The following is a 25,941-nucleotide window of genomic DNA, read 5'->3' as shown; positions in this document are numbered from 1 at the left end:
ACTCCTGGCCCGGTTTGGAAGAACAAGGTCAGGTTTTCCTGGGTCGATGGAGTGAACCGATCATCGTCTGCCTCACCGCGGGGTGAAATTTGTTTCCGGTGAAATTCGGCGGCAGTAAGCAGCCATCAGGCGGGCGCAATTTTCCACGTCCTTGAGGCTCACCACCTCGCACGGAGTATGCATGTATCGCAGCGGAACCCCGAGCAGACCGGTTGCCATGCCTGGCCCGTTGATTTGCATCGCGCCGGCGTCGGTCGGAGTCGCCCCCGGCGTGACCCGCGCCTGGTAAGGGATGTTTTCCTCCCTCGCGGCCTGGCAGATCAGATCGAAGACAGTCGGGTTGGTATTGGCGCCGCGCGAGACGCTCGGCCCTTTTCCAAGGTCGAGCTGGCCGTACTGGGCTTTGCTGACACCGGGATAATCAACCGCGTGATCCACATCGACAGCGAGCCCGGTCTGTGCCCCAATGGCGAACGCCGAAGTCCGGGCGCCACGGGACCCGATCTCCTCTTGCACAGTTCCGACCGCGTACACCCCCACACCATTGTGCAGGCCCCCCTCCTCCCTGAGAAGCCGCAAGGTCTCGGCCACGATAAACAAGCCCGCCTTATTGTCGAAGCCGCGCGCCATTGCACGGTCTCCCACTAGCGGCTGAAACTCGTACTGGTACGTAACGACATCGCCGATCTGAACAGCGGTTTCAGCCTCGGCACGCGAGCTTGCGCCGATGTCGATCCACAGATCCCTCAATTCCGGCTTTTTCTTAGCTTCCTCTGAGTCAAGCAGGTGGATCGCCTTACGGCCGATCGCGCCGGGAACACGCTGCGTCCCGTGTACCCAAACCATCTGCCCAACCGGAATAATGCTGTCGTGGCCGCCGATGGCGCTGAAGTAGAGGAGCCCCTCCTCGCTGATGTAGTGCACGATGAAACCAATCTCGTCCATATGCCCGGCGAGCATGATTTTCATCGAAGCGCTCGGGTTCACCACAGCCGTCACGCTGCCATGCACATCAATCGTGACTCGGTCAGCGTACTGCTCCGCGTAATCCCGGTAGACCTTGGCCACGCGTTGTTCATAGCCGCTCGGCGAGGGGGTGTTCACAAGTTTTTTCAGGAACTCAAGCGATTGATCCCGCATGTTTCAGGATTCTCCTGACTGGCGCCGGCAAGGTCTGGGCGCTGAGTTAAGGGTACTGCGGAAGAAATTTGACTCCGGCAGGATATGTTCCAGCCGGTCTTCGTTGACCATTCGACAATGTGCTCCTGCGTCACCATGGGCTTTGATTTTCTTCAGTGTCCCCGGTGGGGCACTTGCGTACGACCTACCCTTTATGGATGTTAATTATCACACTCATGGGCGGAGAGAGCAGGTCAGGCGCGGGCGTTAGACGGAAAACTTCCCGCTACGGGCCGCAATCCGATGTCGGCTGTCTCCTCCTCCGTCACCAGGACGGATTCGGGGTTGTCGGCTTCCTCGTCGGTCTCGTTGTTCAGGTGGCGGTGCATCCGCTCCGTGTCCAGGGCGCCTTCCCAGCGGGCGACCACCACGGTGGCGACGCCGTTGCCGATCAGGTTGGTCAGCGCCCGGGCCTCGGACATGAAGCGGTCCACGCCCAGGATCAGCGCGATGCTGGCGACCGGGATGGTCCCGACCGAGGCCAGCGTCGCCGCCAGCACGATGAAGCCACTTCCCGTCACGCCGGCCGCTCCCTTGGAGGTCAGCAGCAGCACGGCGATGATGCCGATCTCCTGGCTGAGCGACAGGTCGGTGCCGGTCGCCTGGGCCAGGAAGATCGCCGCCATGGTCAGGTAGATGCAGGTGCCGTCCAGGTTGAACGAATAGCCGGTCGGGATCACCAGGCCGACCACCGACTTCTCGCAGCCCAGCAGCTCCATCTTGGCGATCATGCGCGGCAGGACCGATTCCGACGAGGAGGTGCCGAGGACGATCAGCAGCTCTTCCTTGATGTACTTGATGAACTTGACGATGCTGAAGCCGGCCAGCCGTGCCACCGTGCCCAGCACCAGGAAGATGAACAGCAGGCAGGTGGCGTAGAAGGCCAGCATCAGCTGTCCCAGCGACAGCAGCGAGCCGACGCCGTACTTGCCGATGGTGAAGGCCATGGCGCCGAAGGCGCCGATCGGGGCCACCTTCATCACGATGCCAACGATCTTGAAGAAGACGTGGGCCGACTGGTCGATGATGCCCAGCAGCGGCTTGCCCTTCTCGCCCAGCGCGAACAGCGCGAAGCCGAACAGCAGCGCGAAGAACAGCACCTGGAGGATTTCGCCCTCGGCGAAGGCGCCGACCACCGTGCTCGGCACGATGTGCATGATGTACTCTATGGTGCCCTGCTCGGCCGCCTTCGAGGTGTAGGCCGCGATCGACTTGGTGTCGAGCGAGTTGACGTCCACGTTCATGCCGGCGCCGGGCTGCCACAGGTTGACGACGACGAGGCCGATGATCAGCGCCAGGGTGGTCATGACCTCGAAATAGATCAGCGCCTTCACGCCGACCCGGCCGACCTTCTTCATGTCCTCCATGCTGGCGATGCCGTGGACGACGGTGCAGAAGATGATCGGGGCGATCAGCATCTTGATCAGCTTGATGAACAGGTCGCCCAGCCACTTCAGGCTGGCGCCGAACTCGGGATAGAAATACCCGACCAGCACGCCGATCACGATGGCGCACAGCACCTGGAAATAGAGGTGGTGGTAGATTTGTTTCCGCGGAATTGCCGCGACCGACGCCGTGCGCCGAGTGATCTCCATGAAGATTTCTCCTCTGTTCGGACGCCGCAACCATAGAGGACTGAGCCCAACTGCGCCGGTTCAACTAGGCCCGTTGAGATGCGTTCGCTCCAACCGGGAAGCTACCCCTCGGGTACCGCACTCAGCACACTGTGGGCGATGCTGGAGGCAACTGATCCGGCAACGATCGAACGGAAGCCGATCGAAGTTCATCAGTTCCGCCGGTCCAGTGGCACATAGTCGCGCTGCGGCCTGCCAGTGTAGAGCTGCCGCGGACGGCCAATTTTCATGTCCGGACTTTCAATCATCTCCTTCCACTGCGCAATCCAGCCGGCCGTCCGGGCAATGGCGAACAGGACGGTGAACATGCTGACCGGTATACCGATGGCCTTGAAGATGATCCCTGAGTAAAAGTCGACATTCGGGTACAGTTTGCGTTCGATGAAATACTCGTCCTCAAGGGCGATGCGCTCCAGCTCCATGGCAATATCAAGCAGAGGCTCATTGGTGATGCCAAGCTCGCCGAGCACCTCGTGGCACGTTTTGCGCAGTACCTGCGCGCGCGGGTCGAAATTCTTGTAAACCCGATGGCCGAAACCCATCAGCCGGAACGGATCGTCCTTGTTCTTGGCGCGCTCAATGAACTCGGGAATGCGCTCGGGTCTGCCGATCTGCGTCAGCATTTTCAGCACCGCCTCGTTGGCACCGCCATGGGCAGGGCCCCACAGCGACGCGATGCCGGCCGCGATGCAGGCGAAGGGGTTGGCCCCCGAGGATCCGGCGAGACGTACCGTCGAGCTTGACGCGTTCTGCTCGTGGTCGGCATGCAGGATGAAGATCCGGTCGATCGCCCGGCACAGCACGGGATTGATGGTATAGGGTTCGGCCGGCACCGAGAACATCAGATGGAGGAAGTTCTGGGCATAGCTCAGGTCGTTGCGCGGATACACGAAGGGTTGCCCAACGGAATACTTGTAGGCCATCGCCGCCAGGGTCGGCATTTTCGCGATCAGGCGGTGTGAGGCGATCATGCGCTGTACCGGATCGGTAATGTCGGTGCTGTCATGGTAAAACGACGACAGGGCACCGGTCACGCCGCACAGGATTGCCATCGGGTGAGCATCGCGCCGGAAGCCGCGATAGAACGTACTTACCTGTTCATGCACCATCGTGTGGTAGGTGATGTCCCGGGTGAACTGCTCCTTTTCCTCTGCCGAAGGCAGTTCGCCGTGGAGCAGCAGATAGCAGACTTCCGGGAAGTCAGAGTCGGTTGCCAGCTGCTCGATAGGGTATCCTCGATGAAGCAGGACCCCTTTATCCCCGTCGATGTACGTGATCTGACTTTCGCAGCTGGCCGTCGAGGTGAAGGCCGGATCATAGGTGAAGTATCCGGTTTCAGCATACAGCTTGCGAATGTCAACGACCCGAGGTCCGATCGTCCCCTCGAGGACGGGAAGCGTATATCGCTGTCCATTACTGTCGTCGATCAGGGTGACGGTCCCAGGCTGCCTGTCGCCACTGTTGAACGTCTCAATCTTCTCAGCATCTGGCATAATCTAGCACTCCTGCTCATGGTTTACATGGAGTCGCCATCTAATCGTCATGTCGCTGTCTAGCCCGCATCCCCGCCATAACGATGGATCGGTTGACACACCACAGCCCTGATTGCTTTGGTCGCCGTTATTCCGCGGCGGAGTACGCCGCGTCGACGATCGGCACCTGCAGACGGGACAACATTTCCTTCGGAACAACTTGCCAGAACCGGTCGCACACCAGATCCCAGTCGTTGATCAACTCACAGGCAAACCGGCTCTTCGTCTCCTCGGCATGCTCCGCGACCAGACCGCGCAGCATATCCTCATAGTGCCGCACTCCGATCCGCTGATGGACAACCGTATCGTTGTTGACCTGGAGCGGGAACGAGCCATCCTCGTCGTAGACGAACGCCATGCCGCCCGTCATGCCGGCCGCGAAGTTGCTGCCCACCTGCCCGAGGATGACGGCGGTGCCGCCGGTCATATACTCGCAGCCGTTTGAGCCGCATCCCTCGACCACTACCGTCGCACCCGAGTTGCGGACGGCCAGGCGCTCTCCTGCCTGGCCCGCGGCAAACAGCTTGCCCGAGATCGCGCCGTAGAGCACCGTGTTGCCGATGATCGTGTTCTCGTTTGTCCGAAGAGAACTTGAGTTGCTCGGCCGGACCACAATGGTCCCGCCGGACAGCCCTTTGCCGACATAGTCGTTGGCATCGCCCGACACGATCAGCTTGATGCCCTGCACTGCCCAGGCGCCAAGCGACTGGCCGCACGATCCGTTCAGCCGCACGGTGACGTGACCCGGCTGCAGACCAGTCATGCCGAACTGCCGCGTGATCATCGAGGAAAGGCGGGTGCCGATCGCCCGGTGAGTGTTCCGGACATTGTAGGACAGCAGCATCTTCTCGCCGTCCTCGAATAGCGGTCGTGCATCCTCGACCATCTGGGCATCCAGCGTGTCGGGAACCTCGTTGCGGCCCGCTAACGTGCAGTAACGCGCACGGCTCCCCGGGTCGGCCTGCGTTAACAGCGAGTTCAGGTCCAGGTCATCCAGATGCTCGGCCCCGCGGCTGATCTGGTGCAGCAGGTCAGTTCGCCCGATCACCTCGTTAAGCGAACGGAACCCCAGCTGGGCCAGGATCTCGCGCACCTCCTCGGCCAGGAAGCTGAACAGGTTGACGACCTTTTCCGGGGTGCCGGTAAACTTCCTGCGCAGATCCTCGTCCTGCACGCAGACGCCGACCGGACAGGTGTTGCTGTGGCACTGCCGGACCATGATGCAGCCCATGGCGATCAGGCTGGCGGTGCCGATGCCGTATTCCTCGGCCCCCAGCATGGCCGCGACCACGATATCCCGCCCGGTCCGCAGGCCGCCATCGGTGCGCAGCCGCACGCGATGGCGCAGGTTATTGAGGGTCAGCACCTGCTGCACCTCGGTCAGCCCCATTTCCCACGGCACGCCGGCGAACTTGATCGAGGTCTGCGGGCTGGCGCCGGTGCCGCCGGTGTGGCCCGCGATCAGGATGATGTCGGCATTGGCCTTCGCCACGCCGGACGCGATCGTGCCGATGCCGGACCGCGACACCAGCTTGACGCAGACCTTAGCATCCGGGTTGATCTGTTTCAGATCGAAGATCAGCTGCGCCAAGTCCTCGATAGAGTAGATGTCGTGGTGGGGCGGCGGGCTGATCAGGGTGACGCCAGGGGTGGCGTGGCGCAACTTGGCGATCAGCTCGGTCACCTTGAAGCCGGGAAGCTGGCCCCCTTCTCCGGGCTTGGCGCCCTGGGCGACCTTGATCTCGATTTCGCGGCATTGGTTCAGATACTCGGCGGTGACGCCGAACCGGCCCGAGGCAATCTGCTTTATAGCACTGTTCCAATTGTCCCCGTTGCGATCCGGTCTGAAGCGACCGGGATCCTCGCCGCCCTCGCCGCTGTCCGATTTGGCGCCGATCCGATTCATCGCGACATTCAGCGTGCCGTGCGCCTCGGGCGAAAGTGCACCCAGCGACATACCCGGTGTCACGAAGCGTTTGCGAATCGCGGTAATGCTTTCGACCTCGTCCAGAGGAACCGGGCTGCGTGTCGCCTTGAAATCCAGCAGATCGCGCAGTTGGATCGGCGGCCGCTTATTGACTGCCTCGGTGTATTTTCTGAATGTCGGGTAGCTGTCCAAGGTGACGGCACTCTGCAGCATATGGATCACGCCGGCTTCCCAGGCGTGGCGCTCGCCACCCCTGCGGTATTTGTTGAAGCCGCCGATCGGGAGCACCGTTGCCTCGGAGTCGAAAGCGAGATCGTGCTGCTCCTGGACCTTCTTCTGGATACCGCTAAGCCCGATGCCGGAGATGCGGCTGATCATGGTCGGGAGGTATTCGGCGACAAGAGCGCGCGACAGGCCGACAGCTTCGAAATGACAGCCGCCACGGTAGCTGCTGATAATCGAGATGCCCATCTTCGACATGATCTTGAGCAGGCCTTCGTCGACCGCCTTCTTGAAGCGCACGAGGCACTCCTCCAGGCTCATGTCGCCAAACAGGCCGCGGCGGTGACGGTCGGCGATCGCCTCCTGCGCCAGGTAGGCATTGACCGTGGTGGCGCCGACACCGATCAGCACCGCAAAGTAATGAGTATCCATGCACTCGGCGGAGCGCACATTCAGGGAGGCATATGTCCGGAGCTGCTGGCGCACGAGATGGCTGTTCACGGCGCCGGTGGCCAGGATCATTGGGACCGGCCCGCGGTCGCTGTTCGTGTTCTCGTCGGTCAGAATGATGTGGGCAGCACCTCGGCGTACGGCCTCCTCGGCGTCCTGCCGGATACGGTGAAGTGCGTCGCGTAGCGTGCCGGGGCCGCCGTCTGCCGCGAAGGTGCAGTCGATTACCTTGGCGGTGTCGCCCATATAGCGGCGCATGGCGTTGAACTCGGCCGTGGACAGCACCGGGCTTTCCAGCTGCAAGAACCGGCATTGCCCGGCGTCCTCTTCCAGGATGTTGCCGAGATTGCCTAGGCGTGTGCGCAGGCTCATGACCTGCCTCTCGCGCAAGGAGTCGATCGGCGGGTTAGTGACCTGGCTGAAATTCTGCCGGAAGAAATGATGCAGCGCCCGGTACTTATCGGACAGGACGGCGAGCGGGGTATCATCACCCATCGAGGCGACAATCTCCTTGGCCTCCTCGATCATGATCTGCAAGGCGTTCTCCAGATCCTCCATCGTCACGCCGACCGCGATCTGGCGCCGACGGAGCACGTCCCTGGACAGCTCGACCGGCTCGGTAGGGGCGGACTTGACCAGGGTGTCCAGTCTGATGATGTTGGAGGCCCATTTTCCGTAGGGCTGCCGTGCGGCTAGCACGCCCTTGATCGCCGTGTCGTGATACAGCTTGCCGGCTGCGAGGTCGACGGCGATCATCTGGCCGGGGCCGAGGCGGCCCTTCTCGACGACCTGGGATTCCTCCACCTTGACCATGCCGGTTTCCGATCCGGCGATCAGCAGTCCATCAGCGGTGACGGTGTAGCGCATCGGGCGCAGACCGTTTCGGTCCATACCGCCCATAACCCAGCGGCCGTCATAGGCGGTGATCGCCGCCGGACCATCCCATGGCTCGATGACGCTGTTGGCATAGCTGTAGAGATCACGGAGGTTCTGCGGCATGGATGGGCGGTTCGACCACGCTTCCGGGATCAGCATGGCCTTGACCATCGGGGCCGGCCGTCCGGCACGCGCCATCACCTCGAAGACGGCGTCCAGGGCGCTGGAGTCCGAGGCTCCCGACGGGATCAGGGGCTTGAGGTCATCGATAAAACCACCGAACGCGGGGTGATCCATGCGGGTCTCATGGACCTTCATCCAGTTCAGGTTACCCCTCAACGTGTTGATCTCGCCGTTGTGGGCGAGCATGCGGAAAGGCTGGGCCAGCGACCAACTTGGGAATGTGTTGGTCGAATAGCGCTGGTGGTATATGGCAAAATTCGACGCGAAACGCTCATCCAGCAGGTCGGGGTAGAAGCTGGTGAGTTGCTCGGCCAGAAACATGCCCTTGTAGATCAGCGAGCGTGCCGAGAGTGAGCAGATATAGAAGTCGTTGACCCGTTCGGCCATGACAGCCGCCTCGATGCGCCGCCGCAGAATGTAGAGTTCCAGCTCGAACTGGTCGGGATCGACTTGTTTGTTGTTGCCGATGATGATCTGCTCGATCTCGGGCCGGGTAGCATTGGCTTTCTCGCCGATGATCTCGGTGTTGATTGGAACCCGGCGCCAGCCGTAGATATAGTAGCCGACATTCAGGATCTGGGTTTCAACCAGGGTACGGCAGCGTTCCTGCGCCTCCAGTGTCAGGCGGGGCAGAAAAACCTGGCCGACCGCGAGATCGCCGTCAGGCGGTTTGTGACCGATCAGCCTGACGTAGTCCTTGAAGAAGCTTTGCGGGATTTGAACGTGGATGCCGGCCCCATCGCCGGTCTTGCCGTCGGCGTCCACGGCGCCGCGGTGCCAGATGGCCTTGAGAGCCTCGATACCCTTCTCGACCACGGCACGGCGTGGCTCACCATCGATTGCCGCGATGAAGCCGACTCCGCAGGCGTCATGCTCTTTGGCGGCGTCGAAACCGTAGGCTTCAGCGAGACGGTAGCGGCTCTGCGGATAGATCTCGATGAAAGCTTCGGCCTGGTCCCGGCAGTCCTCATTCATGAGCAGGCTTCCTTGTGATCCTCAGGCAGCAACCATGAGTGCTCAGATGCCAATCCTGCGGTGCGCTTTAGAGTTGGAACATATTCGATCAGGTCCCGGAAAATAGGCACAGTCTACCACCTGATCTGTTAGGCTGAAAACTTGCCCCGAGACTGCAGTGGGCCTGATAGCCTGATGCATTGCCGCTGTCCGATTTCAGTCACCTATTACTGGTCACTGCGCCGATCCCGGCTGGCGAAGATGTGATGCTGTCGGGTGGTTGGGGTTCGGCATTGTCGCGACTGCTCCGGTTTATGTCTTCACTCTCCAGTGCAATGTCAGCAATCGCATCGTGATCGAGACGCTTGGCCTCTTCCATCAGCTCGCGCCCGTCCAGACACGTGTCCTTGCCGCCCCTGAGCTTTCGTAAACCTTCCAGAGCCATCTCTCTGGCTTGATCCTCGTTGTCCTCAGCCATCCTGAGTCCTCTCGCGATCGTTCGGCATTTGCAAGAACAGGAGACAGGCTTATCGAGTTCCGCAAAAAATGTTGCGCCGCCACAACGCCGGATTCTTCTGCCGTTTACGTGCACAATAAGGAGGCTATACTTGCACAATAAGAGGGCTGCATTTGCACAGTAAACAGGCTCAACTCGCCGGATTGCGGTTCCTGCATGAGGTCATGCGTTACCCTGCCCTGCTAAATCGCGATTGACATCGGTACACTGTGACAGGCATGTGCAACATCTAGTCTGCCGCCAGGACAGTGATCTGCCGCTATGAGCATCCATGTCGCACTGAATCACAAGACCACCTATCGCTATGATCGGCTGGTGTCCCTCGGACCGCAGATTATCCGGCTCCGGCCTGCTCCCCATTCCCGAACGCCGATCCTGAGCTATTCGCTGAAGGTTACGCCGCGGCAGCACTTTCTGAACTGGCAGCAGGACCCTCAGTCCAACTATCTCGCCCGGTTCGTCTTTCCCGAACCAACGCGCGAGTTCATGGTCGAAGTCGATCTGGTCGCGGAAATGACGACCATCAATCCATTCGACTTCTTCCTGGAACCTACCGCGGAGAAGTGGCCTTTCGACTACGAACCCTGGCTGCAGCGGGAACTGCGCCCCTACCTGGAGACGGCACCAGTCGGACCGAGGCTCGCGGAATGGCTGGCGGGTGTCCGGCGCGAAAAGCAGAACACCGTCTCCTTCCTGACGGATCTTAATCAACGGCTGCAGCGGCATATTACCTCCGTCGTCCGGCGCGCACCCGAAATCCAGACACCGGAAGAGACGCTGACGCTGAGAACGGGATCCTACCGGGACAACGCCTGGCTGCTGGTCCAGATCCTGCGCCATCTGGGACTTGCGGCCCGCTTCGTGTCCGGCTACCTGATCCAACTTGCTCCCGATCAAAATCATCTCAACCGGCCCGCGACGGGCATTGCTGATCTGCATGCCTGGACCGAGGTCTACCTGCCCGGTGCCGGATGGATCGGGCTCGATCCCACCTCGGGCTTGATGGCCGCCGAGGGGCACATCCCCCTGGCCTGCACCCCCGACCCCTCCAGTGCCGTGCCGGTCACCGGCATGGCCGAACCGGCAGAGGTGGAGTTCGATCATGAACTGTCGGTTACCCGCATCCACGACAAGCCGCGAACCAGCGGGTTCTACGCCAATGCCCAATGGGCCGCCATCGTAGCGCTGGGGCACAAGGTGGATGAGGAGCTCCGCGCGGGCGATGTGCGATTGTCCATGGCCGGCAAGCCGACCTTTGTGTTGACCGATGACAGGAACGCGGCGGAGTGGAACACCACCGCCACTGGGCCAACCAAACGCCAATATGCCACAGGTCTGATAGAGCGTCTGAAGAACCGGTTCGCGCCAGGGGGCCTGCTACACTTCGGACAGGGCAAATGGTCTCCCGGAGAGCCGCTGCCCCATTGGGCGATCACGGCTTACTGGCGGCGCGATGGCAATGCACTATGGGCCAATGCGGATCTGCTGGCTCAGGAAGCCGTGGATTACGGGTTCGATGTGCGGTCGGCAAGCCGCTTCCTGGTGGCGTTGACGCGGAAGATGGGCATCGATCCGGCGCTGGTGGTTGCCGCCTATGAGGATCCCTGGCCCCGCGTCCGGCAGGAGACGGCACTGCCGGTCAGCGTCGATCCGCTCGACAGCAAACTCGACGATCCGGAAGAGCGGGCACGTCTTGCCAAGGGGCTCAGCGACAGCCTGGACGAACCGGTCGGCTTCGCCCTGCCAATCGGCCGGCGGATGACCCGGCAGGGGCCGGTCTGGCTGTCCAGTATCTGGCCCCTGCGCCAGGAAAGGCTGCTGCTGGCACCGGGTGACAGCCCGATCGGCTACCGGCTACCTTTGGGATCGCTGCCGTGGACGAGCCAGGCCGACTATCCCTATCATTGGGAGCAGGACCCGTTCGAACCCCGCCCCCCGCTGCCGCCTCATCAGGTGCCGCTGGGCCGGAACCCCCTGCCCTCCGACGGTCGCGAAGACGCCCAGCGCCGGCAAGTTCGTCACGCCATGGCCGAGGTGCGTTCGGAAGTTCCCGAGCCGGGTGAGTCGGCCTGGTGGGTCGTACGGACGGCGCTGTGCAGCGAGGCACGCCAGGGCAGGCTCTACGTCTTCATGCCACCGATGAACCTGCTGGAAGACTATCTTGATCTGCTCTCGCTGGTCGAGGCGACCGCGATCGAGTTGCGCATGCCGGTGATCATCGAGGGCTACCCGCCGCCGCGCGATCCGCGGCTGGACAATCTGGCGGTTACGCCGGATCCCGGCGTTATCAAGGTCGACGTCCACTCATCCCATTCCTGGGACGAGCTGGTGCGCACCACGAACGACCTCTATGAGGACGCGCGCCGGTGCGGGCTCGACACCGAGAAGTTCACGACCGAAGGCCGTCATGTCGGTACCGGAGGCGGCAACCATCTGCTGATCGGTGGCTGGACGCCAGCGGACAGTCCGTTCCTGCGCCGGCCCGATCTGCTGCGCAGCCTGATTACGTACTGGCAGAATCATCCCGCGCTGTCCTACCTGTTTTCCGGCCAGTTCATCGGCCCGGCCAGTCAGGCGCCGCGCATCGACGAGGCGCGCCACGATACACTCTACGAACTGGAGATCGCCTTCGGCCAGTTGGAGGCGGCGACGCAGGATGAATCCTGTCCGCCCTGGTTGATCGACCGGGTTCTGCGTCATCTGCTGACCGATATGCAGGGCAATACGCACCGGGCTGAATTCGCCATCAACAAGCTGTACTCACCGGACACAGCCGATGGTCGCCTGGGCCTGGTGGAGTTCCGCGGCTTCGAGATGCCGCCGAGCGCCCAGATGAGCCTGACAGAGCAATTGCTGGTGCGCGCCATGATCGCCCGGTTCTGGAGGCGACCCTACCGGAGCCGCCTGCGCCGCTGGGGAACCGAACTGCATGACCGCTTCATGCTGCCCTATTTCGTCTGGCAGGACCTGATCGATGTTCTGACCGACATGCGGAATGAGGGCTATCCCATCCCGGACCAGTGGTTTACTCCGCATTTCGACTTCCGCTTCCCGGTGCATGGTGAGGTGTCGATCCGGGGCATCACCCTGGAACTGCGGCACGCTCTGGAACCCTGGCATGCCCTGGGTGAGGAACCGGGGGGTGGCGGCACCGTCCGTTTCATCGACAGTTCAATCGAACGTTTGCAGGTGCGGGTCACCGGCATGATCGGTCAGCGCCATACCGTGGTGTGCAATGGGCAGCGGATACCGCTGAACCCGACGGGAGTAGAGGGCGAATATGTCGCCGGCGTGAGATACCGCTCCTGGCAGCCGCCGTCATCTCTGCATCCGACCATCCCAGTCCACAGCCCGCTCGTGTTTGACCTGCTGGACACCTGGTCACAGCGGTCGATCGGCGGCTGCACTTATCACGTAGCCGATCCGGAAGGCCGCCCCCACGACACTTTACCGGTCAGCGTCGATGAGGCGGCGGGGCGGCGCCGCAATCGCTTCCAGCCCTCCGGCCATACGCCGGGACCGGTGGATGTGCCGGGGGACCGACGCAACGCGGAGTTCCCCTTGACCCTGGACCTGAGAAACCTCTGACGGAAGAGCGAGCATGACCGTCGACAATCTTTTCCGATCGGGGAATTATCCTGCTCCCAGTGGCTTCTACGACGAGCTGCTCGGCGGCCGGGACAAGCCCATCGAGCATACGAGAGTGATCTGCGAACGTTTGGAGGCCATCGGATACGAGACTCTGCGCCGGCGGGCGCGGGACGCCGAGCGGGAACTCTACAATCTCGGCATCACTTTTATCGTGTATTCCGAACGCGATGCCGTTGACCGCACCCTACCATTCGACGTGATCCCGCGGGTGCTGTCCGCCGCGGAATGGGCGCACATTGAAGCCGGGGTCGTTCAGCGGGCCGCGGTGCTGAACCTATTCCTGCATGACATCTACCATAACCAGAAGATCCTGAAGGACGGGATCATTCCGGCTGACCTGGTGCTGCCCAACGCGAATTTCCGCTCTCAGATGATTGGTCTGGACGTGCCATTCGGAACATATGTCCACACTCTCGGTGTCGATCTGGTGCGTGACGGCGACGGCACCTTTCGGGTGCTGGAAGACAATGCCCGGGTGCCATCGGGCGTCAGCTATGTGGTGGAGAACCGCCATATGATGTTGCGCGCCTTTCCCGACCTGACCGCGGACATCGGCATCCGCCCGGTGGACCAGTACGGTGTCAGGCTGCTCGAGGCGCTGAGTGAGATCGCCCCCGGCGCAGCCGACAGCCCTCAGGTCGTCTTGCTGTCGCCGGGCTCGTACAATTCAGCTTATTTCGAGCATGTCTTCCTGGCCCGTGAGATGGGTGTGCCGCTGGTCGAGGGGCGTGACTTGGTGGTCGAGAACGATCGGGTCTACATGAGGACGACCAACGGGCTGGTGCGGGTCGACAGCATCTATCGGCGCCTCGACGATGCGTTTCTCGACCCATTGGCGTTCCGGCCGGACAGTCTGCTCGGCGTGCCGGGCCTGATGGAGGCCTACCGGAAGGGCAACGTGGCGCTGGCTAACGCCGTCGGCACTGGCGTGGCGGATGACAAGGCGGTCTACTGCTATGTCCCACGGATGATCAGATACTATCTCGATCAGGAGCCGATCCTGCCCAATGTCGAGACTTACATATGCCGCGAGCCGGACGCGCTGAAATACACGCTGGCCAATCTGGACAAGCTGGTGGTCAAGCCGGTCGGCGAGGCGGGCGGATACGGGATCACCATCGGCCCGCGGGCCAGCCACGAGGAACTCGAGTCCTGCCGGGCCAAGCTGCTGGCGGACCCAGCCAACTACATCAGCCAACCGGTGGTGCCGCTGTCGGTCTGTCCGACCGTGGTGGAAAATGCCATCGAGCCGCGCCATGTCGACCTGCGGCCTTTCGCCATCACTGGCAAAAGTACCTGGGTGCTGCCGGGAGGCCTGTCGCGGGTAGCACTCCGCAAGGGCACCCTGATCGTCAACTCCTCACAGGGAGGCGGGTCGAAAGACACGTGGGTTCTTGAGTAATCTGCTTGCCCGCTATGCCGAGGCCATTTTCTGGATGGCCCGTTACATGGAGCGTGCCGAGAACCTGGCCCGCATCATCGACGTCAATGAAACCTTTGCCCGCGACCGGCAGGGCGCCCGGAACTGGCAGGCCATCATCCAGATCAATGCCGACGAGCAGCGGTTCATGGAACGTCATCTCACGGCATCCGCTGAGGCCGTCGCGCAGTTCTACGTTCTCGATGCACAAAATCCGACTTCGATCATTTCGGCGGTCCGCTATGCCCGCGAGAACGCCCGCACGCTGAGGCCGCTGATCAGCACTGAGATGTGGACACAGATCAATGTTTTCCATAACCGACTGAAAGAACTGACGCCGCGGGACGTCATGCAGCACAACCTGCCGCGGCTGTGCGCCATGGTCAAGGAGGCCTGCCAGACCCATACCGGAATCACGGAGGGCACCTTCTATCGGGACCAGGGCTGGTATTTTTACCAGCTTGGCAAATGCATCGAGCGCGCCGACCAGACCACCCGGCTACTGGATATCAAGTATCATACCTTGCTGCCTACGGTCGAAGAGGTCGGTTCACCGGTGGATGTCAGTCAGTGGAATGCCGTACTGCGCTCGGCTGCGGGCTATCATGCCTTCCGCCGTATCTATCCCCGCGGCATGACCCCGGCCGCGGTCGCCGGGTTCCTGCTGTTCAATGAAAGTTTTCCGCGGTCGGTCGCGACCTGCGCGCGCCAGATCGAGGGCTTGCTGGTGAGGCTGAAATCGCACTACATGCTGCAGGGAGGCAACACCGCCATGGAGCAGGTCGACGAAATAATGACAGCGCTCCATGCCCAGAACATCGACACCGTTATCCGGAGCGGCTTGCATGAATATCTGGACTTGTTGCAACTACGTCTCGGGAATGTAACTGGAGCCATCTCCACCTCATTCTTTGGACAGCCGGCTATGGAAGGTCAGAAGCAGAGTCAGTGTGGCTGAGGGACAAGATCTGACAGGAAGGTCAGCACGCAGATCCTTTAACGAAAGCATGCCGTCGGGTCCCGGCAAACCGAGAGATCCATGAGGCTTATTCCTCTCGTTCCTGATACACCGGTGCCCTCAGCAGGCATGTTAACGCTGGGTCATTTCTGTCGCCGAGCATTAGTCGGTACAATCGGGGTCGGCACGGGCTGCGACGAAATCCGTGAAGGGGTGCACACTGCCGAGGCGGAACTTCGTTTCGGTACATCGGTTGGGCTTCGTGGACCTCATGGCACGCCTGCCGTCGAGGGCTGAAATAATAACGGGCGGCACCAATGTCGGCCGATACGTCACCACCAGGTAACGGACGCTCTCATCTACGTCATCACGGATGCGGGAGAAGACCATGCCGTTCAAGAAAGCCATGTTCTGCGGTCTGCTTTTGATCGCCGGCCCCCTCACTGCCCAGGAAATGCCCTTACAGCCCCTCGCGGACAAACCGGGAAGGCTGGCCGCACCAGGTCTGCCGGAGGGGGTGTATTATGTGCCGTCGACGCTGGATACCATCAAGTGGGGATATCTGCCCAACGCGACGACGAAGCCGGTCCTGACCGTTCCAAGTGGTGCGACTATCGTGTTCGACACGGTTTCCCACGAGGGGATCCTGGAGGATCAGGGAAGAGATCCCGTCAAATTCTTCACTTCCCATGGTGTTCCTGAAAACATGATCCTGGACGATGCCCGCAGGATCGCGTCTTCCAAGCTGCCGCATGATTTTCAAAAAGACGGACCGCATATCGTGACCGGCCCTGTCGAGATCCAGGGAGCTGAACCCGGCGACGTTCTCAAGGTCGAAGTCCTATCGGTGGTGCCGCGGGTTCCTTACGGCGTCATCTCCAACCGGCATGGCAAGGGAGCGCTGCCCGGCGAATTCCCCGAAAACACCAGCCCGGGCGAGGATGCTACCCCGGAGTTCCCGGACCGTTACGGCAATGTCTCGGTCTTCACGCCGATCCGCAAGCAGGGCGACCAGTGGTACGGCGTGATAAAGAACCAGGACGGCAAGGAGATCACCTTCCCGGCTAATCCGTTCATGGGATTGATGGGCGTTGCGGCGGCGACTGATCAGCCGGTCAATTCCATTCCGCCCGACGTCTTCGGCGGCAACATCGACGTCAACGAATTCGGGCCAGGAGTGACGTTGTACCTGCCGGTGTTCGTCAGGGGTGCGATGTTCTATACTGGCGATCCGCACATGGCGCAGGGCGACGGCGAGGTGGCCTTGACGGCCTTGGAGCATTCTCAGCGGCCGACCTTCCGAATCACATTGCTCAAGCAGGGTGATCCGGAGATCCCCTCGGCCTCAGGCACCTTGAAGAAGCTGTTCGCGGAAACCGAGGAGTACTGGATCCCCGTCGGATTGAACCCGGACTTGGATCTGGCCACGCAGGACTCCATTCGCGAAGCGCTGCGGTTTCTGACGGAACGGTTGGGCATGGACCGTGCCGTCGCCTATGCTTATCTGTCAGCCGCTTCCGATGTGCAGATCTCCCAGGTGGTGGACCGCACAAAGGGAACCAACATCCTGATCCGGAAGTCTGATTTCAAGGAAGTCACAGGAGAGGAGAAATCGGCCAGGACGGAGTGATTGAGCCCGGGAGATAAGGGAACCGGCTCATTCAAGGCACGTTGTCTCACCAACGAGCCCTGGTCGGGGCAGGTGAATCCAATGCAGGACCAAGTTGGCGAGGACGCGGCGCGCCCGCGCCCGCCAGTGGTTTTGCCGTTAGGCCGAGGAGGCTCTCGTAATGCCGCAGAAAATGCTCCAGTTTGTTCATGTCGACCGGCGCATGCCCGACAAGCGCGATGCCGAGGCTCGTCGGCATGACTTCAATGAGATCTACGAAGGGTTCGACGACCGCGGTGCCGCCGATCAGGCCGCCCGGTGCTCGCAGTGTGGCGTGCCCTTCTGCCAGGTTCATTGCCCGGTTCACCACAATATCCCGGATTGGCTGAGGTTTACCGCCGAGGGTCGGCTGGAAGAGGCATACGAGATCGCCGCCGCTGCCAACACGTTTCCTGAAGTATGCGGGCGGATATGCCCGCAGGACCGTCTTTGCGAAGGCAACTGCACGATCGAGCAGTCGAAGCACGGCACGGTGACGATCGGTACCGTGGAGCGCTACATCGCCGACACGGCGTGGGAGAAGGGCTGGGTCAAACCGCGCATGCCCTCTGCCGAACGCGGACAGAGCGTCGGCATCATCGGCGCCGGACCGGGCGGATTGGCGGCGGCCGAGCAACTCCGCGCCAAAGGCTATGAGGTTCATGTCTACGACCGCTACGACCGGATCGGTGGGCTGATGATCTATGGCATTCCCGGCTTCAAGTTGGAGAAACACATCGTCCAGCGCCGGGCCGAACAATTCATCAAGCAGGGAGTGGTGTTCCATACGAATTTCGAGGTCGGTCGCGACGCCACGCTGGCCGAGTTGCGCGCCAGGCACGGCGCGGTGCTGATCGCGGCCGGCGTATATAAAGCGCGCGATCTTCAGGCGCCGGGTTCGGACCTGGGCAATATCATTCCCGCGCTGAAATACCTGACTGCCAGCAACCGCCAGGGGCTCGGCGACTCCGTGCCGGAATATGACAGCGGGGCATTGAACGCGGCCGGCAAGGACGTGGTAGTGATCGGTGGCGGTGACACCGCGATGGACTGCGTGCGCACGGCGATCCGTCAGGGCGCCAGATCGGTGAAATGCCTCTACCGCCGAAACCGCGCCAACATGCCGGGCTCGCAGCGTGAGGTGAACCATGCGGAGGAGGAGGGCGTTGAGCTGGTCTGGCAGTCCGCTCCGGAAGGGTTCGAGGGAAAGGACGGACTGGTCGCGGGCGTGAACGCCCACCGCATCCATCTTGGGGTGGCCGATGCCACCGGTCGTCAGACCCCGCAGGTGATCGCGGGGTCGACATACAAGCTGGAAGCCGACCTCGTGATCAAGGCGCTCGGTTTCGACCCGGAGGACTTGCCCACCCTGTTCGGCGAGCCCGACCTGAGGGTCAGCCGCTGGGGGACCGTGACAGTGAACTTCCGCACCATGATGACCAACCTGGACGGTGTGTTCGCCGCCGGCGATATCGTGCGCGGCGCCAGCCTGGTGGTCTGGGCGATCCGTGACGGCCGCGATGTTGCCGCTCACATCCACAGCTATCTGCAGCGAAAGGCTGAAGTCTCCATGCCGGAAAGCCAGGAGTCGGTCGCTGCTGAATAATCAGGGTCATGGGCTAACGATTAGAATTCTACTACCGATTTCATAGCCCGATCTAACACTTCGTATTTATGATTGCATAGAGACCATGATGAACGCAACTTAATCGTCTATCTTGCTGGTATATGCCGTCTGAGAGCTACAACGTTTTCTGCGCTGCAGCATTTACAAATCCATGCCGTGATTTCATCAGGAAGGCTGTTGCCTGCCATACTCCGGCGACAGTCTACTTATCGGTGGGCTGGCTCCAATTTCAGGAGGTTGTCCCCTCGCGCACATCGGATCCAAAAATGAGCAAGTCAGAAGAACACCCAATAGACGAGTATGAACGCATAGCGGCAGAGGCCATAGCCGCACTGGAGAAAGTGGAAACCCGCCTGAAGCCCTCGGATAAACCATTCTTATCAAGCCGGACGGATCGACAAGGAATCGGTATCACGTCAGATCAGATTTCCCTGACATTTACCTGGGTTTCGCCCGACCATTAAGAATAATGATCGAAGTAAGGACCGGCGATGCGAGCTGTGGGAAGAGAGAACTCGCCTTTGGGGCAGGAAAGCTCGCCATGACTGCATGGCGGACGATGAAAACCGCGCCTCGGAATGGCGAGGTCATGGAGTGGATACCTGCTACTGCGAATGGTTCTGGTTTTGTAATGAGTGGGCCGGTAACGAGGGCTGGCGGGGACAGGACCGCACGGCTCGTCCGTCTATGGGCCAACCCGCTGGATGGGTGATCGATAACTTCTTGCCCCATTGGACGGGCATAAATAAGCCGAGTTGGCTGAGTACCAGTTCAATGCGCTCGCCTTCCCACACTCCGGACTGGGAGGCACGAGCCGCAAACGTTCTGGTCCGAACGCTGCGCCATCGCAACTGAGCAACAATTCGGGTGTCGCCCTCCTCACCTCCCATGAACTGAGTGTTACTTTGGTCGGTAGCATGACCAGCAGTAGTCTGGCCAGAACTCGGCGGAACCGACCAGCAAGCGACGCTAAAGCTTGCGGTCCCATTCAGCTTCTTGGACCGCTGCTTCATGGTACCAACCGCTGCCAAACATTGCTTCGGATACGCGCGCAGACGCGAGTTTCGTGACGGGCTTGATCTATTCATGATGGACACCAATAGATGCGCGGCCATTTCTGAGGAAATGTAGATTTTGAAAAAATTACCACGGGAATGCGGTTTCATTCATGCGTCTTCATTTGTGCAGAGCAGGTTTTGCTCCCATTGGTGCAACATGGTTCGTTCAAACTCATTGGGTGTCTTCTTTTTAAGCAGAAGACGGATTGCATACTTTTACAGAAGTTCTTTGTCATATATATTTTGTCGTCACTGGCCAGTATTGCCAGGCTCCTAGTGAGACTCAGATCGATCCTTGCTAAGACGCTAGTCCATTCGTTCCTTTTCGAGCGGGAGAAGAAGGCTGAATTGCAGGTATTAGCCCGGATAATTCACGTGCCTTTCCACAAGGGCGCCCGGCCAGGTTGCGGAGCTCGTATCAGGCGCGCTGATCCGTGGCGCGGGCCGCGCGGTGGGCGAGGTCATGTGGGTTGGCGGAAAGGACTGCGGTCACGGGCACGCTGCCCGGGGCGTCACGGCGGGAGCCGGGCGATGCGACCGGAGAGCCGGCGCAGGCTGTCGGGATGGGCGAAGTTGGACGGCAGGGCGACCTCGACGCGCGCGGCGGTTTCCCGGACCCGGCCGGCGACCTTGATCAGGTGGGCGCGCAGGATGTCGAACTGGGCCTTGTGCCAGAACGAGGTTTTGGGCGCCAGGCCGCGCAGGGTGTGGAGCAGCCAGTAGGCCGCGGTGTGGACCAGGAGGCGGAACTGGTTGGCGGTGGCCGCCGTGCACGAGGTGCGGTCGGACGCTAGGTGGCGCTTGTGGTCCTTGATCAGGTTCTCCGCCGAGCCGCGCTGGCAGTACCCGCGCTCGTAGAGCGCCTCGGGCATGCCGGCCAGGTTGGTCACGACGAAGCGGCAGTCCACGCCCTGGGCCGAGGCCTCGACGCGCGCGATGACCCGGCGCTCGCAGCTCCAGCTCTTGGCGCCGTAGCGGAACTCGGCATGGTGGCGCACCTTGGCCGCCTTGTCCATGAGGTCGAGCCGGGCCAGGGCGGCGTCCTCGCCCAGGCCGCTCACCCGCGCCTTGAGCACCGCGTTCGTGCCCAGGCCGAGGAGGTAGCCGACGCCGTTGGCCTCGCACCATGACATGGCCTCATGGCGGCCGTAGTGGCTGTCGCCGCGCACGACGACCTCGACCCGCGGCCAGCGGCGGCGCAGCCGGCGTATGACGTGGCGCAGCACCAGGGCGACCTCGGCCCCGCTCGGGGTCTTGCCGGGGCGCAGGATGACCGCCACCGGCTTGCCGGTCAGGCCGTCGTAGATGTGGATCGGCAGCAGGCAGTGGCTGTCGTGCTTGGCGTGGAACAGCGACAACTGCTGCGAGCCGTGGACCTCGTCCTCGGTGTCGTCGATGTCGAGCACGACGCGCCGGGGCACCTGGGCGAAGCTGTCGCAGAACAGGTTGTAAGTGCCGGGTGAATACTCCTCAGATCGGGCGGATGAACTTTCCCCAGGCTGACGCAACGGCACGGCTCCGGAGCAGGCGCCTCGGAACCGTGTAGCCGCCCTTGGCCCATAATCCCCTCAGTCGATTGAGGGAGGGCGTGGGTGGTCACACTTGGGGAACTCGTCATGATTCTCGATCTCGCCCGCCAGGGGTTGAGCGTGTCGGCAATCGCGCGCCGGACCGGCCTGGATCGCAAGACCATCCGCAAGTACATCGCCAATGGGCTGGAGCCGCCCGCCTACACGCCGCGGCCCCCGCGGCAGACCCTTGTCGGCCCCTTTGAACCCTACCTGCGGGAGCGCCTCCAGGCCTTCCCGGAACTCAGCGGCCGACGTCTGCTCCGGGATATCCGCGCGCTCGGCTACCAGGGCGGCTATACCGTGCTGAAGGATTTCCTGCGCACCGTCCGGCCCAGGCCCGAGACACAGTTCGAGCGCCGGTTCGAGACACCGCCCGGCAAGCAGGCCCAGGTCGATTTCGCCTTCTTCAAGACCGTGTTCACCGACCAGCCCGACGTCGAGCGGATCGTCTGGCTGTTCTCGATCGTGCTCGGCCACAGCCGCATGATGTGGGCCCGCTTCGTCGCCCGCCAGGATCTGCCGACCGTGCTCCGGTGCCACATCGCCGCCTTCGAGGCGTTCGGCGGCGTGCCCGAGCAGATCCTGTATGACCGCATGAAGACCGCCGTGCTCGGTGACGTCGAGGACCCCGACCAGCCGGCCAAGGGGATCGCCTACAATGCCAAGCTCCTCGATCTGGCCGCCTGCTACGGTTTCCTGCCGAAGGCCTGCAGGCCCTACCGGGCGCAGACCAAGGGCAAGGTGGAGCGGCCCTTCCGCTATGTCCGGGAGGACTTCTTCCTCGCCCGCACCTTCCGCAATCTGGACGACTTGAATGCCCAGTTCGTCCAGTGGCTGGACCAGGTCGCCAACGTTCGCCTGCACGCCACCACCCAGCGTGTCGTCGTCGAGCATTTCGCCGAGGAGCGCGATCACCTCAAGGCCCTCCCGGCCGGTCCCTTCAACACCGTGCTGGCACTCGAGCGCCGCATCACCCGCGACGGCATGGTCTCCGTTGCCGGCAATCTCTACTCCGTGCCCGACAGCACCCGCCGGCGGACCGTCGAGGTGCAGATTACCGCCGGCGCGGTCAACATCCTGGAGGACGGCATGCTCATCGCCTCCCATCCGGCACAGGAAGGCCGCGGCCAGCGCCGGATCGCTCCCGGCCACCGTACCCAGCCGCCGCCGGCCAACAGCAGGACGGCCCGGGAGGAGACCAGGCCCGAGCCTCCTCGGGGCAGCACGGTGACACCCCGTTCGCTGGCCATCTACGACGCGATCGGCCGCCGTCTCGCCAGCCAGCAGGGTGCCCCATGACCGCAACCACCCTCGATCCGGCGGCCAGCCCCGCCACGCTCGACCGCATCCGCGCTCACCTGGTCGGTCTCAACATGCCGCGCGCGCTCGAAGTGCTGGAGCATATCCTGCGCCGGATCGAACGCGGCGAGATCTCGGCCCTGGAGGCCATCGACACCCTGCTCGGCGAGGAACTGACCCTGCGGGAGGGGCGACGCGTCAGGTCCGCGCTGAAGATGGGCCGGCTGATCAACATCAAGACCCTGGGCGGGTTCGACTTCTCCTTCCAGCCCTCGCTTGACCGCGACCGCATCATGGCGCTGGCCCAGCTCGACTTCGTCGATCGCCACGAGGCGGTCCATTTCCTCGGTCAACCCGGCTGCGGCAAAACCCATCTGGCGCTGGCCCTCGGTGTCGAGGCGGTCAAGTCCGGTCGTTCGGTCTACTTCGCCACCCTGGCCGACATCGTCAGTTCGCTCGCCAAGGCGGAGCGGGAGGGCACCCTGCGCGAACGCCTGCGCTTTCTGTGCCGGCCCCAGCTGCTGATCGTCGATGAGATCGGCTATCTGCCCGTCATCCCGGGGGGCGGCAACCTGTTCTTCCAACTGGTAAATGCCCGCTACGAACGCGGCGCGATGATCCTGACCTCGAACCGCGGCTTTGCCGAATGGGGCGATGTCTTCGGCGGCACCGTCGTCGCCACCGCGCTGCTGGACCGCCTGCTACACCATGCCGTTGTCGTTCAGATCGGGGGAGCCAGCTACCGGCTCCGCCGCCACGCCGACCTGATCCCGGACAACACTCGAACCCGATCCATCACTGCCCCTCAACCTCAACCACGCCGCCGGGGACGACCACCGAAAATGACCTCTGCCCAGCCAGACACCGACCTATAACCTGATAAACCGTCTGGGGATTATTCACCCGCCCGATCCGGGGAAGCTTCAGGTCCATCCGCATTCCCGGTGCAGGGCGAGTGCGCCAGAGGGTGAGGATAACCATATGAGGGGAAACGCTTTTCCCCCGAGAGTGCCGTCTTCTCCGTGTCCAGTTCGTTGCTGTCCCTGCTGCCCGCCGGTCTCGCGGTTGAGCGGGTCGTCGTCCGCCCTGATCGTGTTGTCGTCGCCGTTCGTGCTCGCGCCGCCACGGCGTCCTGTCCCTTGTGCCGGCGCCACTCGCGTCGCGTCCACAGCCGCTACATCCGGCATCTTGGGGATCTCCCCTGGCAGGGGAGGATCGGCCATCTCGAGCTTCAGGTCCGTCGCTTTCGCTGCTCCGCCCCAAGATGCCCGCGCCGGATCTTCGCCGAGCGCCTGCCGGAGGTGGCCCTGCCGAGGGTTCGGCGGACCGTCCGCCTCGCCGAGGCGCAACGCCGCATCGCCCTACATGCCGGAGGCGAGTCGGGCGCCCGCCTAGCGGACCGCCTCGCCATGCCGGTCAGCGGCGACACCCTGCTGCGCCTGATCCGGGCGGCTCCCCTCCCGGTGGCACCGACCCCGCGCGTCGTCGGCATCGATGATTGGGCTTGGCGGCGTGGCCGGCGCTACGGCACCCTCATCGTCGATCTGGAGCGCAGCCGCCCCATCGACCTGCTGCCCGATCGCGACGGAGAAACAGTTGCCGCCTGGCTGAAGGCACACCCCGGCGTGGAGATCGTTGCCCGAGACCGGGCCGGTGCCTATGCCGACGGCGCCCGGACCGGAGCTCCGGACGCGGTCCAGGTGGCTGACCGTTGGCATCTTCTGCGCAATCTCGGCGACGCCCTGGCCGGCGTTCTCGACCGGCATCACCGGGCCATCCGCACTGCGACCAAGGCAGCCACGGCGGTGACGACGGTTCCGGTTCCCAACGCTCCGCCGGAGCCCCGGCCTCTGCCCCGCAGCCAGCAGCGCACGCTGGACAAGCGGGCGGCGCGGCAGGCCCGTTTCGAGGAAGTCGCAGCACTGCACGCCCGCGGCTGGTCGCAGAGTGCTATCTCCCGCAGCACTGGCCTGGACCGCGCCACGATCCGGACATGGTTGCGGGCGGGCCGGCCTCCGTCGTGGAGCAAACCGGCTTATGGGAGCACAATCGACCGCCATGCCGAGTACCTGCGGCAACGCTGGGCCGAGGGCTGCACCAACACCGCCCGGCTGTGGCGGGAAATCCGCGACCGGGGCTATTCGGGCCGACCCAAGACCGTGCAGGAATGGGTTCGGCGCCGGCTGCGGGGCACCGGTGCCGGGCCTGCCGACCTGGAGTCGTCTACGACCGCCTGGAAGGCGCCCTCCGGCCGGCGCGCGGCGTGGCTGGTGGTGGCCGATGCCAACGAGATCGACGAGACCGCAGGGAAGTTCGTCGAGGCCCTGCTCGCCGGATCGCCGGACTTGGCCGTGGTGATCGCGCTGGCGCGGGAGTTTCGCGCGATGGTCCGAGAGAGGCGGGCCGACGGATTGGATCCGTGGCTCGCGGCAGCGCAGGGAACGGCGCTGACCGGGTTTGCCGGCGGCTTGAAACGGGACTTGGCGGCGGTCCGGGCCGGGTTGTCGCTGTCGTGGAGCAGCGGCCCGGTGGAAGGTCAGGTCAGTCGACTCAAGACGATCAAGCGTACCATGTGCGGGCGGGCCGGCTTCGACCTGCTGCGCTATCGGGTTCTGGAGGCCGCATGACATCGGAGAAAATATGACGTGGAAATGCACTTGCCGCTTGTGCACCGGGAATGCGGATGGACCAAGCTTCATCCGCCCTTTACACAGGTCGACCATCGCCGCCATCATGCGCAGCAGCGCGATGCGCCCCGGCGTGTTCTCCAGCCGCGAGACGGTCGGCTGCGAGCACAGGTCCGCCCCGCTCTCCGGCAGCCGGCCGACCGCCATTTTGAACGCCGGGTCGGCGCGCAGCGCGTCGCAGTCGTTGCCGTCCGGATAGCCGCAGGCAATCAGCAGGGCGCGGAAGCGGATCATCTCGGCGTAGCTGTGCACGACGCGCCCGGCGTCCCGGCGGTCCTGGAGGCAGCCGGCCAGACGCTCGCTGATCCCCAGGCGCCGGTCGATCTCGCCGAGCAGCAGGACGCCGCTGTCCGAGGACAGCCGTCCTGCGTCAAACTTGGCAACCACCGGTTTGCCGCACACCGGTGACAAGCCGGGCAGGAACCCTGTAGTGTTGGTCACGGCGGGAACGCCTCCGGGTTTCGTGTGGATCTTGTCTGAACACTAAAATCCTACACGAAATCAATTCGTTGGGCGTCCCCGCTGCGCTCTTTTGACTCGCCCCCGCC

15 protein-coding genes and 1 pseudogene are annotated in these 25,941 nt (G+C 62.7%); 8 read left to right on the top strand and 8 right to left on the bottom strand.

Annotated features, from left to right (window positions below; all coding sequences use genetic code 11):
* Window positions 1–72 precede the first annotated feature (72 nt).
* From IGS68_RS28965 to IGS68_RS28945, 5 genes are all read right to left on the bottom strand, one after another.
* Entirely contained in the window at window positions 73–1,140 is a 1,068-nt protein-coding gene (locus IGS68_RS28965) for a M42 family metallopeptidase (RefSeq protein WP_201082592.1), read from the bottom strand.
* Between the two features lie 233 nt (window positions 1,141–1,373).
* Entirely contained in the window at window positions 1,374–2,774 is a 1,401-nt protein-coding gene (locus IGS68_RS28960) for a dicarboxylate/amino acid:cation symporter (RefSeq protein WP_201082590.1), read from the bottom strand.
* A gap of 191 nt (window positions 2,775–2,965) precedes the next feature.
* Entirely contained in the window at window positions 2,966–4,306 is a 1,341-nt protein-coding gene (gene gltA / locus IGS68_RS28955) for a citrate synthase (RefSeq protein WP_201082589.1), read from the bottom strand.
* Between the two features lie 127 nt (window positions 4,307–4,433).
* Window positions 4,434–8,978 carry a glutamate synthase large subunit gene (gltB, locus tag IGS68_RS28950; RefSeq protein ID WP_201082587.1) on the bottom strand — a complete coding sequence of 1,515 codons (4,545 nt, stop codon included), beginning with the start codon at window positions 8,976–8,978 and terminating at the stop codon, window positions 4,434–4,436.
* A 199-nt stretch (window positions 8,979–9,177) separates the two neighbouring features.
* Window positions 9,178–9,435, bottom strand: coding sequence for a hypothetical protein (locus tag IGS68_RS28945; RefSeq protein ID WP_201082585.1), 258 nt, complete (start codon window positions 9,433–9,435; stop codon window positions 9,178–9,180).
* 300 nt (window positions 9,436–9,735) lie between these two features.
* Between IGS68_RS28945 and IGS68_RS28940 the strand changes: the two genes are divergently transcribed.
* The 5 genes from IGS68_RS28940 (at window position 9,736) to IGS68_RS28920 (ending at window position 18,757) form a co-directional block, all read left to right on the top strand.
* Window positions 9,736–13,062 carry a transglutaminase family protein gene (locus IGS68_RS28940; protein WP_201082583.1) on the top strand — a complete coding sequence of 1,109 codons (3,327 nt, stop codon included), beginning with the start codon at window positions 9,736–9,738 and terminating at the stop codon, window positions 13,060–13,062.
* A 13-nt stretch (window positions 13,063–13,075) separates the two neighbouring features.
* Window positions 13,076–14,527: a circularly permuted type 2 ATP-grasp protein gene (locus IGS68_RS28935; RefSeq protein WP_201082580.1), complete on the top strand. Its 1,452-nt coding sequence runs from the start codon at window positions 13,076–13,078 to the stop codon at window positions 14,525–14,527.
* Window positions 14,520–15,503, top strand: a complete 984-nt coding sequence (locus IGS68_RS28930) for an alpha-E domain-containing protein (protein WP_201082579.1) — start codon at window positions 14,520–14,522, stop codon at window positions 15,501–15,503. The genes IGS68_RS28935 and IGS68_RS28930 overlap by 8 nt, the downstream gene beginning before the upstream one ends.
* A 406-nt stretch (window positions 15,504–15,909) precedes the next feature.
* Complete coding sequence (locus IGS68_RS28925) at window positions 15,910–17,133, top strand: acetamidase/formamidase family protein (protein WP_247881477.1); 1,224 nt, start codon at window positions 15,910–15,912, stop codon at window positions 17,131–17,133.
* Window positions 17,134–17,293: 160 nt separating this feature from the next.
* Window positions 17,294–18,757, top strand: coding sequence for an NAD(P)-dependent oxidoreductase (locus tag IGS68_RS28920; RefSeq protein WP_201082577.1), 1,464 nt, complete (start codon window positions 17,294–17,296; stop codon window positions 18,755–18,757).
* Between the two features lie 990 nt (window positions 18,758–19,747).
* Here the strand turns inward: IGS68_RS28920 and IGS68_RS36370 are convergent.
* Both IGS68_RS36370 and IGS68_RS28910 read right to left on the bottom strand, forming a co-directional pair.
* Complete coding sequence (locus IGS68_RS36370) at window positions 19,748–19,813, bottom strand: DUF2735 domain-containing protein (RefSeq protein WP_371821955.1); 66 nt, start codon at window positions 19,811–19,813, stop codon at window positions 19,748–19,750.
* 535 nt (window positions 19,814–20,348) lie between these two features.
* Window positions 20,349–21,344, bottom strand: coding sequence for an IS1380 family transposase (locus IGS68_RS28910; RefSeq protein WP_201082576.1), 996 nt, complete (start codon window positions 21,342–21,344; stop codon window positions 20,349–20,351).
* An 84-nt stretch (window positions 21,345–21,428) separates the two neighbouring features.
* Here IGS68_RS28910 and istA point away from each other — a divergent pair, with 84 nt between their 5' ends.
* From istA to IGS68_RS28895, 3 genes are all read left to right on the top strand, one after another.
* Window positions 21,429–22,706 (top strand): IS21 family transposase, encoded by a 1,278-nt coding sequence (istA, locus tag IGS68_RS28905; protein WP_201076556.1) that lies wholly within the window; start codon window positions 21,429–21,431, stop codon window positions 22,704–22,706.
* Window positions 22,703–23,581, top strand: a complete 879-nt coding sequence (istB, locus tag IGS68_RS28900) for an IS21-like element helper ATPase IstB (RefSeq protein WP_201082575.1) — start codon at window positions 22,703–22,705, stop codon at window positions 23,579–23,581. The genes istA and istB overlap by 4 nt, the downstream gene beginning before the upstream one ends.
* 147 nt (window positions 23,582–23,728) lie before the next feature.
* Entirely contained in the window at window positions 23,729–25,333 is a 1,605-nt protein-coding gene (locus tag IGS68_RS28895) for an ISL3 family transposase (RefSeq protein WP_201070890.1), read from the top strand.
* 84 nt (window positions 25,334–25,417) lie between these two features.
* Here IGS68_RS28895 and IGS68_RS28890 read toward each other — a convergent pair.
* Window positions 25,418–25,834, bottom strand: a pseudogene (locus tag IGS68_RS28890) (transposase); the annotation flags it as partial.
* Window positions 25,835–25,941 lie beyond the last annotated feature (107 nt).

It is taken from the genome of Skermanella sp. TT6, from assembly GCF_016653635.2.
GTDB lineage: Bacteria > Pseudomonadota > Alphaproteobacteria > Azospirillales > Azospirillaceae > Skermanella > Skermanella cutis.
Note: the sequence above shows the minus strand (reverse complement) of the source record. Positions and strands in the feature narration are given on the sequence as shown.